Below are 13,480 nucleotides of genomic sequence, written 5' to 3'. Positions count from 1 at the left end.
GGGCGACCCGGCGGCTGGCCGTATGCGCCAGGCTGGCGATGAAGCCCGGGCCGCCCAGCGCCCATTGCCCCGACACGGCCTGGTCGATGCGCTGCGATTCTTCGCGGGTCAGGCCGTCGTGCAGGCGCTTGCGGTAGTTGGCCTGGCGGTCGAACGGCGTGTTGCCGCAGGCCCAGTAGTCGGCGTGGTCGGACTGCCAGGCGGCCGGCGGCGCGCTGGTGTTGCCCGTGTGGCTGGCGGCGGACGACCATGGCCACGAGTCGGCGTCCTGCGATGCGCCGCTGCGCACCGGGTAGGTTTCGAGCCAGACCAGCGCGGGCAGGACCCAGGCGCCGGGCTCGAGCAGGGCCGAGCGGTAGCGCCCCGCGAACACGCGCCCGCCGCGCAGGCGCGCGGCGAGATTGCGGCCCAGTGTCTGCATCAGGCGCGGCAGTCCTTCTTCGTCGGCCGGCGTGGCCAGCAGCAGGATGCGGTCGTTGGCGAGCACCCATCCATGCACGGAAACACGATGGCGCAGGGCGGATTCGCCCAGCCAGGCGGCAAGCTGGTTGAGGATGTCGGCCGGAGCGGGCTGCGACGGCGCCGCCAGCGGCTGAATGAAGTTGGCCTGCACCAGTTGGGGCAGCCCGGGGGCGTACAGACGGGGCAGACGAGCCATAGTGTCAGGGCTTGCGCATGGAAGAACGGGGTGTCTTCGCTATGGGTATATAAATAGTGCCACGATAGGCCGCGGTCAAGCCTTTCAGCCGCGAAACCGAATCCGGATCGCGGATTCGCGCCGTACAGGACCTCTAGACGCGCAGGTTAACATTTGGCGACGGAACCTCGCACCGTGGATATACCCTAATCCCCGGCTTCGCCCGCCCCATTTTCCCATCAGGAGACTCTTCCTATGGCCACGGCCCTGGAACTCATTTCCGAGCACCGCTGTTTCGGCGGTTCGCAGCGCTTTTACCGTCACGCGTCGGAGGAGATCGGCCTGCCCATGCGCTTTTCGGCCTACCTGCCGCCGCAGGCCGCCGCCGGCCCGGTGCCGGTGCTGTTCTACCTCGCGGGCCTGACCTGCACCGAGGAAACCTTCATGATCAAGGCGGGCGCGCAGCGCCTGGCCGCCGAGCTGGGCGTCATGCTCGTGGCGCCCGACACCAGCCCGCGCGGGGCCAACGTGCCGGGCGAAGACGAAAGCTGGGACCTGGGCACCGGCGCGGGCTTCTACCTGGACGCCGCCCGCGCCCCCTGGCGCGGCCATTACCGCATGTATAGCTACGTCACGCGCGAGCTGTACCGCATCGCCACCGGCGGCGCCCTGCCGGGCGACGCCGCGCGCGCCGGCATTTTCGGCCATTCCATGGGCGGGCACGGCGCACTGGTGCTGGCGCTGCGCAACCCCGGCCTTTTCCGCTCGGTGTCGGCTTTCGCGCCCATGGCCGCGCCCAGCCTGTGCCCTTGGGGCAAGAAGGCCTTCGGCGCCTATCTCGGCGACGATGCCGCTCAATGGGAAGCCTACGACGCTTCGGCGCTCATGCGCGGCCTGCGCCAGCCCTTCCCGGACGGCATCCTGATCGACCAGGGCACCGCCGACCAGTTCCTGGCCGAACAGTTGTATCCCGAGGTGTTCGAGGCCGCCTGCGCGCAGGCGGGCCAGCCCCTCACGCTGCGCCGGCACGAGGGCTACGATCATGGCTACTACTTCATCTCCAGTTTCATCGAGGATCACATCCGGTTTCACGTCGAGCGGCTTGGAAAACCGGCCGCCTGAGAGCGGGCTTCTATACTGGTTTGCCTGCCGCGGCAGGCCCGCGGGCAGCGCCGCGCCGGGCCGGGCCGCGGCGTTCTTTTCATGGGGAAGCCCGAGTTGATAAGCGGTATTGCTCCTTTTGTCTGGATACTGGCGGGCGCGGTGATCGTGCTGCTGCCGGGGCTGTTCATGCTGCTGGGGCGGGGCGGGCCGCGCGACGAGCGCGGCCGCCGCATGTTCCAGTTCCGTCCGGTGCGCCGGCTCTTCGGGCTGCTGCTGGTGGCGCTGGGCTGCGTGTCCGGCCTGCTGGCGCTGTCGCTGGTCCAGTTCTTCCGGCTGACCGCCGACACCCCCGTGGCTCTCATCGAGGTGCGCCAGCAGGCGGAAGGGCAGTTCCTCGTCCATGCCAGCGCCCAAGGCGTGGGCAACAAGCAATACGTGCTCTACGGCGACCAGTGGCAGATCGACGCGCGCGTGGTGCGCTGGCGCCTGCCCGCCCTGCTGGCCGGCGTGCCGCCGCTCTACCGGCTGGAGCGCCTGTCGGGCCGCTACAGCGATGCCGCCCGCGAGGCCTCGGCCACCCGGTCGGTGCATCCGCTGGACGACTGGCCGGCGCCGGACCTGGCCGCCCTCAAGCAGTCGTTTCCCAACTGGTTTCCCTTCGTGGACGTACAGTTCGGCAGCGCCGCCTACATGCCGCTGTTCGATGGCGCGCGCTACCAGGTCCTGCTCGACCCGCGCGGCGCGCTGTTCGTCCGTCCCGATGGCCAAGCCACGGCTGAGGGCCTGAAGCGGCTGGGCTGGTGACCCTCTGATCCCGCTGCGCGCCCGCTCGCCGGGTCCGGGCCGGGCGGCCCTTGCCCCAGGCCGTTAAAATTGGGGTCGCATAACGAAAGCGGAAACTTTGACGCGCCGCAACAGTCGAATTAGCACTCCCATAATCAGAGTGCTAACATCGAATCCATGTCGTTATCCCCAAGCCTTCCGGAGACTCCCGCCATGAAGCAACCCAGTACCTCGTTGGCCGCGCCCGGCAACGCTCTGGCGTTGGCCATCGCCAATCCGGGCGCGCTGGGCACGATCGACGCCTACATCTCGGCGGTCAATCGCCTGCCCGTGCTGACGGCTGAACGCGAAACCGAACTCGGCCGCCGCCTGCGCGACCACGACGACCTCGACGCCGCGCGCGAGCTGGTGCTGTCGCACCTGCGCCTGGTGGTTTCGGTGGCGCGCCAGTACCTGGGCTACGGCCTGCCGCACGCCGACCTCATCCAGGAAGGCAACGTCGGGCTGATGAAAGCCGTCAAGCGCTTCGATCCCGAGCGGGGCGTGCGCCTGGTGTCGTTCGCCGTTCACTGGATCAAGGCGGAAATCCACGAATACATCATCCGCAACTGGCGCCTGGTCAAGGTGGCCACCACCAAGGCGCAGCGCAAGCTGTTCTTCAACCTGCGCAGCATGCGCCCGGACGGCCAGACGCTGGATTCCGAACAGGTCGACAACATCGCCCGCGAACTGAACGTGCGCCGCGAAGACGTGAGCGAAATGGAAGTCCGCATGTCCGGACGCGACATGTCGCTCGAAGGGCAGGACGACGACGAGGACAGCTACGCCCCCATCGCCTATCTTTCCGACGACGGCCGCCAGGAGCCCACCCGGGTGCTGGAGCGCGCCGCGCGCGACCGCCTGCAGACGGCGGGCCTGAGCAGCGCCCTGGAAGCCCTGGACCCGCGTTCGCGCCGCATCGTGGAAGCGCGCTGGCTGCAGGACGACGGCGGCGCCACGCTGCACGAACTGGCCGAGGAATTCGGCGTGTCGGCCGAGCGCATCCGCCAGATCGAGGCCGCCGCCCTCAAGAAAATGCGCGGCAGCCTGAGCGCCTGATCCCCGGGGTTCCGGATCCGCCCAGGGCCGCTCGCGCGGCCCTCGTTTTTTGCGGCGCACGGCGGGTCTTCCGCGGTCTGCGCCGCCTTCAAATATATGGATACAAATTCGGGTCAAAAAAACCAGGCGCGCCCGAAACTTAATCGTGCCCGCGCCGCCTAACTCCATGTAGACCGCGAACTTCGGTTTGCCGTCTTGTCATCCGTCTCGGCTTCTCCTCTTTCCCCTCCCCTATGAGACGGATGCTTACGGGGCGCCCGCATATCGGCGCCCCGTTTTTTATGCGCGCTCGCCGCGCGTGCGCCCCCTCTCTCTTCCCTGCCGCCAACAAAAAAGCCGCGCAAGCGCGGCTTCCGGGGCTGGGCGCGCCTGGCGTTCAGGCGGCCCGGGCGTTGTCCGGGGCGGCCAGCGCCCCGCGCAGCAGGGCGTCCTGCACGCGTCGCACGCCCGTGGCCATGGAGCCGTCCTGGTACAGCTTGATCCAGCGGTAGCCGGGCGCGAGATTGTCCACCACGTGGCGGCCGTCGCGGATCGAGAACTGGAAACAGGTCGACGGCGTGGCCAGCAGGCGCAGGTTGTGCCGCCGGCGGTCGAATTCGTGATGCACGTGGCCCCAGAGCACCACCCGCGCTTGCGGCCAGCGCGCCAGCAGCTTGAAGAGCGCCTCCGGGTTGTCGATCATCATCGAGTCGTGCCAGTGGCTGTCGATCTGCATGGGGTTGTGGTGCATGGCCACCAGGGTATGGCGGTGCGGCGCCTGGGCCAGCGCTTCTTCCAGCAGGTCGAGCTGGCCGGCGGGCAGGTGGCCGGCGGTGGAGCCGGGCACCGTGGTGTCCAGGCACACCACGCGCCATGCGCCTACGTCGGTCACGGGCTGGCTCCATTCGGGCAGCTCCTGCCGCAGCACCGCGGGCAGGTCGTGGTTGCCGGGCAGGCAGCGGATGACGGTATTCTGCAGCGGTTCGGCCTCGCGCAGGATGCCGGCAAAGCGCCGATAAGAGGCCGCCTCGCCGTCCTGCGAAAGATCGCCCGTGGCCAGCAGCAGGTCGGGCCGCTTGCCGTCGGCCTGGACCTGCCGCAGCACGGCGCGCAGGCTGGCGTCGGTGTTCACGCCCAGCATTGCCGTGTCGGGCTGTCCGAACAGATGGCAATCGGTCAATTGCACAAGCATGGCGGGCGCGTCGTCGCGCCGGCCGAGGGTATGTATGCGGACCAAGGAATCCTCCTCGGAAATTTCCTCGCGCTACCTTACCCAAAAAACCGCGCATTGCGGGTTTCGCATCCGGTCTCACGGGTAACGAAACGTGCGGGCCGTGCCTGTCCGCGCCGGGCGGCGCGGCAAAACCCGCTATTCTTGTGAAAATTTCCACAGGATTGTTGGGGCGTCTTACTTACATGGATGTTGGATTTCTCGTATTCGGTCTGGCCGGCCTGCTGACGCTGGTCTGCTTCATGCCGCCGCTGGCCGGGCGGGTGAAGCTGCCTTACTCGGTGCTGCTGGCCATCGTGGGCTGTCTGCTGGGCATTGTCGTCCACGTGCACGGCTGGGCCCCGCGCTGGATCGGCGATTTCCTGGATTCGCTGGAACGCTTCGAGATTTCGTCCGAAACCTTTCTCATGGTGTTCCTGCCGGTGCTGCTGTTCGAGACGGCCTTGTCCATGAACGTGCGGCGGCTGATGGACGATATCGGCCCCATTCTCATGATGGCCATCGTGGCCGTGGTGGTCTGCACCGTGGTCGTGGGCTTCACGCTCGACATGGTTTCGTCCTACGGGTTGGTGGTGTGCCTGCTGCTGGGCGCCATCGTGGCCACCACCGACCCCGTGGCGGTGGTGGGCATCTTCCGCGAGGTGGGGGCGCCCAAGCGGCTCACCACCCTGGTCGAGGGCGAGAGCCTGTTCAACGACGCCGCGTCCATCGCGCTGTACTCCGTGCTGCTGGCGGTGCTGAGCGGGCATGGCGTGCTGAGCGTGGGCGGGGTGTTCAACGACTTCGTGGTGCACTTCCTGGGCGGCGGCCTGGCGGGCTTCGCCATGGGCCGGCTGGCCTGCTTCCTGTTCGCCTGGCTGCGCGGTTTTCCCACGGCCGAGATCACCCTGACGCTGACGCTGGCCTATTTGTCGTTCTTCATTTCCGAGCACTATCTGCACGTTTCCGGCGTGGTGGCCACCGTCATCGCGGGGCTGGTGGTGGGATCGGCGGGCCGCACGCGCATGTCGCCCACCACGTTCGAGTACCTGTCCAGTTCCTGGGAGCAGTTCGGCTTCTGGGCCAATTCGCTCATCTTCCTGTTCGCCGCCATGCTGATCCCCAAGCTGATGGCGGCCGCCGACTGGCAGGAGCTGCTGCTGGTGGCGGTGCTGTTCGTCGCCACCCTGGTGGCGCGCGCCATCGTGGTGTTCGGCCTGCTGCCCCTCCTGGGCCTGACGCCGCTGGGCACCAAGGTGAGCAATCCCTACAAGGTCGTGATGCTCTGGGGCGGATTGCGGGGCGCGGTGTCCCTGGCCCTGGCCCTGGCCGTGACCGAGCAGACCGGGGTGCCCGAGGAAGCGCGGCAGTTCATCGCCGTGGCCACCACGGCCTTCGTGCTGGTCACCCTGTTCGTCAACGGCATCAGCCTGCGGCCGCTGATCCGCACGCTGGGCCTGAACCAGCTTTCCCCGGTGGAGCGCACCATCCGCAACCAGGCGCTGGCCGTGGCGCTGGAAGACCTGCAGGGCAAGACCGAGGAGGTGGCCAAGTCCGAGCACATCGGCACGGAGGTGCGCGACCGCATCCGCGCCGTGTTCGACGCCAGCCTCGCCAGCGTGCACGACGGCCAGGTCGGCCAGATGAGCGACGAGCAGCGCGTGTCCGTGGGCCTGGCCATCGTGGCGCAGCGCGAAGAAGAAATGTTCTTCGACATCCTGAAGGCGCAGATCGTCGACTGGCGCATGGCCGAATCGCTGCTGGCCCGCGCCGAACGGCTGGAGGACGCTATCCGGACCGGCGGCGTGGCCGGGTTCGAGAACGCCATCGTCGCCGACGTGCGCTACTCGGCGGGCTTTCGCCTGGCGCTGCGCGTACATTACCTGTTCGGCTTCCAGGGCTGGCTGGCGCGCGAACTGGGCCAGCGCTTCGCCAACCTCATGAGCAAGCGTTCGGTGGCGCAGCGGCTCATCGTGTTCGCGCGCGAGCAGATCACGCCGCTGCTGGGCGAAGAGGCCACGCAGCGCATCGTCAGCCTGCACCAGCGCCGGCTCGATCTCATCGAGAACGCGCTGCAGGCCCTGAACCTGCAGTATCCGTCCTATGCCCAATGGCTGCAGGAAAGCTATCTGGGGCGGGTGGCGCGCGAGCTCGAGCGCATCCGCTACCGCGACATGCTGGAGCAGTTCCTCATCAGCGGCGAAGTCTATGCCGACCTGATGGCCCAGCTGAAGAGCCGCTGGGCGCACATCGACACCCACCCCCCGCTGGACATGGAACTGGGCGCGGCGGACCTCATCAAGCGCGTGCCGCTTTTCGAAGGACTGTCGCCCGATTCGCTGCGCGCCATCTCCAAGCTGCTCAAGCCGCGTCTGGCGCTGCCCGACCAGCGCGTGCTGACCAAGGGCCGGCACGGCGAGGAAATGTGCTTCGTGGCCTCGGGGGCGGTGGCCGTGCACCTGCCCGACCACACCCTGATCGAACTGGGCAGCGGGGAGTTCTTCGGCGAACTGGGCCTGCTGGGCGAACAGCAGATCGCGCCGGAGGTCACGTCGCTGGGTTACAGCAAGCTGTTGATGCTTTCGTCGCGCGATTTCCATGCGCTGCTGGCGCGCGACGAGCACCTGCGCGAGCGCATCCAGACCGTGGCCAGGCAGCGCCTGCGCGCCATCGAAGTCTGGAAGCAGTTCTCGCAAACGGGCACGACCCAGCCCCCGCCCGCGCCGGCCGTGCCCNGGCCTCGATCGCCGCCAGAATGGCGCGTCGCTCGTCGCCGCGGCGCAATTGCCACTGCCCCAGCGACGCCAGCGCGGCCACGGCGGCGCCCAGCAACAGCAGGGCGGCGGCGGTGGTGCGGGAAGAGTGCGGTCGGGCCATGTCCATATCAATGCAGAACCACTCGGGGAGACCAATATGCGCGCATTCGTCGTACTGGCCTTTATCGGTATCCTGGCCAGCCTGGCGTCCGCCCTGGTCTATCTGATGCGCGACAAGGGTTCCACCAATCGCACGGTCAACGCGCTCACGGTGCGGATCGGGCTGTCGGTGGCGCTCTTTCTTTTCGTGCTGTTTGCCCATCACATGGGCTGGATAGAGAGCACGGGCCTCAGATGAACGCGCCGGGCGGCGCAGGCGCCGCCCGGCGGTACGCATTGTAGGCCAAGGCGGCGGCCCGCCCCGCCCGGGAAGGTCACATCCAGTAGACGAACAGGTACAGGCCCAGCCAGACCACGTCCACGAAGTGCCAGTACCAGGCCGCGCCCTCGAAGCCGAAATGATGATCGGGCGTGAAATGGCCGCGGATCAGGCGGATGAGGATGACCGTCAGCATGGTGGCGCCCATGATGACGTGAAAGCCGTGAAAGCCCGTCAGCATGTAGAACAGCGAGCCGTATGCGCCCGAGTTGAACTTGAGGTTCAGTTCGGTATAGGCGTGGTGGTATTCGGTGGCCTGGCAGGCCACGAACACGAACCCCAGGATCACGGTGGCGAGCAGCCAGAAGATGGCCTTGCCGCGGTGATTCGCGCGCAGCGCGTGGTGCGCGATGGTGAGCGTGACGCCGGAACTGAGCAGCAGGGCCGTGTTGATGGTGGGCAGCCAGAACGGTCCCACGGTCTGGAAGTGCTCCACCACGCCGGCCGGGCCGAAGTTGGGCCAGGTGGCCTGGAAATCGGGCCACAGCAGCAGCTTGTGGTCCATGTCGCCCAGCCACGGCGTGGTGATGGTGCGCGCATACCAGAGGGCGCCGAAGAAGGCCGCGAAGAACATCACCTCCGAGAAGATGAACCAGCTCATGCCCCAGCGGTAGGAGTTGTCGATGCGCTTGCTGTTGAGCCCCGACTCCGACTCGTGGATGGCGTCGCCGAACCAGAAATACAGCACCGTCACCACGCCGATGAACCCCGCCAGCACCAGCCATTTGCCCCAGCCCACGCCGTTGATCCAGGCGGCTGCGCCCAGCCCCATGCAGAGCAGGGCCAGCGCCGTGCGCACGGGGTGGCCGGAATCGGCGGGCACGTAGTAGTACGGCGCCTCTTTACCTTGAACCGAGTGGCTTGCACTCATGGCTTTCTCCCTGGTACGGATGTTTGATTTGAAGTTGTTCGAATCTCAGCTCAGGCTGGCCACCGCCCAGCGCACGATGAACACCAGCGCCGTCACGAACAGCGCGGCGGCCAGCAGCCCGGCCACGATGACGTAGACCGGGTTGAGCCGCGCGATGTCTTCGCGGTAGCCCGCCCCCTTGCGCACGCCGAAAAAGGCCCAGGCCACCGCCTTGACCGTCTGGACGAAGCTCAGCTTGCGCTGGGCGGTGTCGCGCAGGTCTTCGCTCATGGCGCTACCCCATGGCCGCGCCGCCCAGCAGCGCGGAGCCCCGCAGCAGCGTCCAGACGAACACCGCCGCCACGAAGGCCAGCAGGATCAGGCCCGCGATGCGGTTGCGGCGGCGTTGTTCGGGCGTCATGGCGCGGCGGTCCGGGTCGGTGGTCGGCGGCACGTCACTTCACTTCGGGCGGCGTCTCGAAGGTGTGGAACGGCGCCGGCGACGGCACGGTCCATTCCAGCCCTTCGGCGCCTTCCCACGGCTTGGCGGAGGCGCGCTCGCCCTTGCCCATGTAGCAGCGCAACACCGCCCACAGGAAGATGAGCTGCGACAGCCCGAACCAGAACGCGCCGATGGTGGCGATCTGGTGGAAGGTGGTGAACTGCGCGGCGTAGTCGGCGTAGCGGCGCGGCATGCCGGCCAGGCCCAGGAAGTGCATCGGGAAGAACGTCAGGTTGAAGGAGATCAGCGACGACCAGAAGTGCAGCTTGCCCAGTTTTTCGCTGTACATGCGGCCGGTCCACTTGGGCAGCCAGTAGTAGGTGCCCGCGAACAGGGCGAACAGCGAGCCGGCCACCAGGACGTAGTGGAAATGGGCCACCACGTAATAGGTGTCGTGCACCTGGATGTCGATGGGCGCCACCGAAAGAATCAGGCCCGTGAAGCCGCCCATGGTGAACACGAAGATGAACCCGATGGCGAACAGCATCGGGGTTTCGAAGGTCATGGAGCCGCGCCACATGGTGGCCACCCAGTTGAAGACCTTCACCCCCGTGGGAATGGAGATCAGCATGGTGGCGTACATGAAATAGAGCTGGCCGGTGACGGGCATGCCGGTGGTGAACATGTGGTGCGCCCACACGATGAACGACAGCACCGCGATGGAGGCGGTGGCGTACACCATGGAGGCGTAGCCGAACAGCTTCTTGCGCGCGAAGGCCGGCACGATGGCCGACACGATGCCGAAGGCCGGCAGGATCATGATGTACACCTCGGGGTGCCCGAAGAACCAGAACACGTGCTGGTAGAGCACCGGGTCGCCGCCGGCGGCCGCGTTGAAGAAGCCCGTGCCGAAGTGGCGGTCGGTGAGCACCATGGTGATGGCCGCGGCCAGCACCGGCATCACGGCCAGCAGCAGGAAGGCGGTGATGAGCCAGGTCCAGCAGAAGAGCGGCATCTTCATCAGCGTGAGGCCGGGCGCGCGCATGTTCAGGATGGTCACGATGATGTTGATCGCGCCCATGATGGACGAGGCGCCCATGATGTGCATGGCGAAGATGCCCAGGTCCATGCCCGGGCCCATCTGCAGCGACAGCGGCGCATACAGCGTCCAGCCGGCCGCGGTGGCGCCGCCGGGCACGAAGAACGAGGTGGTCAGCATGATGGCCGCCACCGGCAGCAGCCAGAAGCTGAAGTTGTTCATGCGCGCGAACGCCATGTCCGAGGCGCCGATCTGCATGGGGATCATCCAGTTCGCGAAGCCCACGAAGGCCGGCATGATGGCGCCGAACACCATGATGAGGCCGTGCATGGTGGTGAACTGGTTGAAGAGCTCGGGGCGGAAGAACTGCAGGCCCGGCTCGAACAGCTCGGTGCGCAGCAGCAGGGCCAACGTGCCGCCCTCCAGCAGCATGACGAACGAGAAGATGAGGTACATCGTCCCGATGTCTTTGTGGTTGGTGGCGAACAGCCAGCGGCGCCAGCCCGAGGGCATGGCGTGGTGGTGGTCATGGTGACCCTGGCCCGGCGACACGTGGTCTACAGTGACGCTGCTCATGATGGACTCCTTCCTGCTGAGGGCCGGCCGCGCCTGGCGCGGTCCGGCCAAGTATCTCGACTAAACGGAACCGGTTCCTGCCTGGGGAGGGCGGAGCGCGCGATCAGCGCGCGGCCGCCACGTCCTTCGGAAGAACCGTCGGGTCCTGCCCCTTGCCTGCATTGCTCCAGGCATGGCGCGTATAGCTGATGACCGCCGCGATTTCGACGTCGTTGAGCTGGCCGCCGAACGGCGCCATGGCGGTGCCGGGCCGGCCGTGCAGCACGGTCTTGATCTGCTCCGCCTTGGGGCCGAGCACGATCTTGTCTCCATCGAGCGCGGGGAAGCTGCCCGGCACGCCCTTGCCGTTGGCCTGGTGACAGGCCACGCAATTGGCGCCGAACACTTTCTCGCCCCGGGCAACCAGTTCGGCCTCCGTCCACTCCTTGTTGGGATCGTCGGCGCTGGCCGCCATCTTCTTCTGCTGTTCTCCCACCCACTTATCGTAGTCCGCCTGCGACTTCACTTCCACTACGATGGGCATGAAGGCGTGGTCCTTGCCGCAAAGCTCGGCGCACTGGCCCCGATAGATGCCCGGTTTCTCGGCGCGGAACCAGGCGTCGCGCAGAAAGCCCGGGATCGCGTCCTGCTTGACGCCGAAGTCCGGCACCATCCAGGAATGGATGACGTCGGCGGCGGTGAGCACCACGCGGACCTTCTTGTCCACCGGCACCACCAGCGGGTTGTCCACCTCCATGAGGTAGAACTCGCCCTTGGGCTCGCGGTTTTCGATTTGCGCGCGCGGCGTGGCCAGGGTGGACAGGAACTTGACCCCGGCGGCCGCGCCGTCCAGGTATTCGTAGCCCCATTTCCACTGGTAGCCGGTGACCTTCACGGTGAGGTCGGCGCTGGAAGTGTCTTTCATGGCGACGACCGTCTTGGTGGCCGGCAGCGCCATGGCGATGACGATGATGAAGGGGATGACGGTCCAGGCGACTTCGACGCCCAGGTGCTCGTGGAAGGTGGCGGCCTGGTGGCCGCGCGATTTGCGGTGCGCCCAGATGGAGTAGAACATCACTCCGAAGACACCGATGAAGATCACGATACAGATCGTGAGCAGCATCCAGTGCAACCACATGACATCCCGGGTGATCTGTGTGACGCCTTCGTGCAGGTTAAGCTGATTGACCTTCGGGCCGCCGGGCATGTCTTGCACCTGAGCGCCGGCCACCTGGCCAATCAGCAATGCACAAGCCCCGAGTATCCCTCTCCACTTCTTCATGCTTACCTCGAAACATGGCGCGAAGGCCCTGTCGCCCTGTGGCACGGATGTCACTTGTACAGGACTACGCGCAATTATTAGATGGCAGGGTCAGGCAGGAGTTGAGCGGCCCCCGCGTTCCCACTCGAAATCACAAAGAAACTGGCGGATTATAGCGGACGCGCAAATAGATGTAAGTTCGCGCTCTTGAAATCATGACGCCCGCCCCCATGGGCGCGAACCGCTTTGACGCCGGGGCCGCGCGCCGGTCTGCGCTGGCATAAAATCTGCCGGTCGCTCTTCGATGGCCCGATCCATGCTTCATCCCCTGCCCGACCTCTATGCAAGACTGCGCGTGCGCGCCCAGGAGCCCGCGCCCGACGGCGCGCGCATCTTGTATATAGCGGGACGCCGCTGCGGCTGGGCCACGCATGCGGCCTGCGATGCCCTGCGCGGCGTGGCCCATGTCGAATCGGACGGCCAGACGCTGCGCATCGGCGCCGGCCTCGCGCCGGGCGACGCTCTCAACGAGGTGCTCGAGCGATCGGCCCAGGCCCTGCGGCAGGCCAACTGCCTGCGCGGCTGGCGCGATGAATTGCTGGATGTCACCGACGGCGAAACCTGGCTGGGCGTGATCGAGCGTGCCGCCATGCGGCCGCTGGGCCTGCTGACCAAAGCCGTGCATCTCAATGCCTGGACGCCGGACGGCCGGCTCTGGGTGGCGCGGCGCTCGCTCGGCAAAGCCACCGATCCGGGCATGTGGGACACGCTGGTCGGCGGCCTGGCCGGCAGCGGCGAACCGCTGGAAGAGGCGCTGCTGCGCGAATGCGGCGAAGAGGCCGGGCTCGACGCGCCGGACCTGCGCCGCCGGTCCGCCCTGCGCGCCATTCTGCGCATCCACCGCCGCCTGCCCGAGGGCTACCAGGTCGAAGACGTACTGACCAGCACCTGTGTGCTCGAAGCCGGCGCCCGCCCCGCCAACCGCGACGGCGAGGTCATGGAAATCGACGCCATCGAGCCCGGCGCCGCCGTGCAGCGCATCGCCAACGGCGAATTCACGCTGGAAGCCGCGCTGGTCATCGTCGAAGACCTCATGCGGCGCGAAGCCTCGGGCGACAACTTTCCGGCCTGAGGCCGCTCATCGCGACGGCACGCCAGGTCAGGCGCGGTCAGGCCCGGCCAGGTCAGGCCCGGCCAGGTTAGGCCCGGCCAGCCCCGCCGGGCTGGCGTCCGGCAAGGTCGACGGCGCACCGTCGGCCGCCGCGGCCTGCCGCGCGTTGCGCCCGGCCGCATCGTCGGACTCGTCCGCGGCCCGCGCCGCGCCCTC

General features: G+C 67.2%; 12 protein-coding genes and 1 pseudogene. 6 read left to right on the top strand and 7 right to left on the bottom strand.

The annotated features are described in order from the left end of the window. Nucleotides 1–658 (bottom strand): hypothetical protein (locus tag AD428_RS19755; protein ID WP_053246314.1); only part of this gene is annotated, 658 nt, incomplete at its 3' end. 234 nt (nucleotides 659–892) lie between these two features. Between AD428_RS19755 and fghA the strand changes: the two genes are divergently transcribed. The 3 genes from fghA to rpoH all read left to right on the top strand — a co-directional run bounded on the left by fghA (nucleotide 893) and on the right by rpoH (nucleotide 3,622). Next, nucleotides 893–1,759, top strand: a complete 867-nt coding sequence (gene fghA, locus AD428_RS19750; protein ID WP_053246313.1) for an S-formylglutathione hydrolase — start codon at nucleotides 893–895, stop codon at nucleotides 1,757–1,759. A 96-nt stretch (nucleotides 1,760–1,855) separates the two neighbouring features. Next, on the top strand, nucleotides 1,856–2,545 hold the full coding sequence (locus AD428_RS19745; RefSeq protein WP_053246315.1) for a hypothetical protein: 690 nt from the start codon (nucleotides 1,856–1,858) through the stop codon (nucleotides 2,543–2,545). A 156-nt stretch (nucleotides 2,546–2,701) separates the two neighbouring features. Then, complete coding sequence (gene rpoH, locus AD428_RS19740; RefSeq protein ID WP_200908070.1) at nucleotides 2,702–3,622, top strand: RNA polymerase sigma factor RpoH; 921 nt, start codon at nucleotides 2,702–2,704, stop codon at nucleotides 3,620–3,622. A gap of 376 nt (nucleotides 3,623–3,998) precedes the next feature. Here rpoH and AD428_RS19735 read toward each other — a convergent pair whose 3' ends face one another. After that, the gene (locus AD428_RS19735; protein WP_200908071.1) at nucleotides 3,999–4,793 is read right to left on the bottom strand and encodes a phosphodiesterase; all 795 of its coding nucleotides are present in this window, start codon (nucleotides 4,791–4,793) and stop codon (nucleotides 3,999–4,001) included. A gap of 224 nt (nucleotides 4,794–5,017) precedes the next feature. Between AD428_RS19735 and AD428_RS19730 the strand changes: the two are divergent. Continuing rightward, a pseudogene (locus AD428_RS19730) lies at nucleotides 5,018–7,546 on the top strand (cation:proton antiporter); the annotation flags it as partial. A gap of 178 nt (nucleotides 7,547–7,724) precedes the next feature. After that, nucleotides 7,725–7,925 (top strand): twin transmembrane helix small protein, encoded by a 201-nt coding sequence (locus AD428_RS25520; protein ID WP_082308510.1) that lies wholly within the window; start codon nucleotides 7,725–7,727, stop codon nucleotides 7,923–7,925. Between the two features lie 76 nt (nucleotides 7,926–8,001). On the opposite strand, the gene AD428_RS19725 is transcribed toward AD428_RS25520, so the two are convergent. The 5 genes from AD428_RS19725 to coxB all read right to left on the bottom strand — a co-directional run bounded on the left by AD428_RS19725 (nucleotide 8,002) and on the right by coxB (nucleotide 12,174). Beyond that, a complete protein-coding gene (locus AD428_RS19725) occupies nucleotides 8,002–8,877 on the bottom strand; it encodes a cytochrome c oxidase subunit 3 (RefSeq protein ID WP_053246296.1) in 876 nt (291 codons plus the stop codon). Between the two features lie 45 nt (nucleotides 8,878–8,922). After that, the gene (locus AD428_RS19720; protein WP_053246310.1) at nucleotides 8,923–9,147 is read right to left on the bottom strand and encodes a DUF2970 domain-containing protein; all 225 of its coding nucleotides are present in this window, start codon (nucleotides 9,145–9,147) and stop codon (nucleotides 8,923–8,925) included. Nucleotides 9,148–9,151: 4 nt separating this feature from the next. After that, a complete protein-coding gene (locus tag AD428_RS26390) occupies nucleotides 9,152–9,277 on the bottom strand; it encodes a cytochrome oxidase small assembly protein (protein WP_152968154.1) in 126 nt (41 codons plus the stop codon). 34 nt (nucleotides 9,278–9,311) lie between these two features. Continuing rightward, the gene (gene ctaD, locus AD428_RS19715; RefSeq protein WP_053246309.1) at nucleotides 9,312–10,913 is read right to left on the bottom strand and encodes a cytochrome c oxidase subunit I; all 1,602 of its coding nucleotides are present in this window, start codon (nucleotides 10,911–10,913) and stop codon (nucleotides 9,312–9,314) included. A 103-nt stretch (nucleotides 10,914–11,016) separates the two neighbouring features. Continuing rightward, complete coding sequence (gene coxB / locus AD428_RS19710; RefSeq protein ID WP_053246308.1) at nucleotides 11,017–12,174, bottom strand: cytochrome c oxidase subunit II; 1,158 nt, start codon at nucleotides 12,172–12,174, stop codon at nucleotides 11,017–11,019. 295 nt (nucleotides 12,175–12,469) lie between these two features. On the opposite strand from coxB, the gene AD428_RS19705 reads away from it, so the two are divergent. Further along, nucleotides 12,470–13,285, top strand: a complete 816-nt coding sequence (locus AD428_RS19705; protein WP_053246307.1) for an NUDIX hydrolase — start codon at nucleotides 12,470–12,472, stop codon at nucleotides 13,283–13,285. Nucleotides 13,286–13,480: the final 195 nt, after the last annotated feature.

It is taken from the genome of Achromobacter sp. DMS1 (assembly GCF_001270295.1).
The sequence above is the reverse complement of the archived record's forward strand: the minus strand, read 5'-3'. Positions and strand labels throughout refer to the sequence as shown.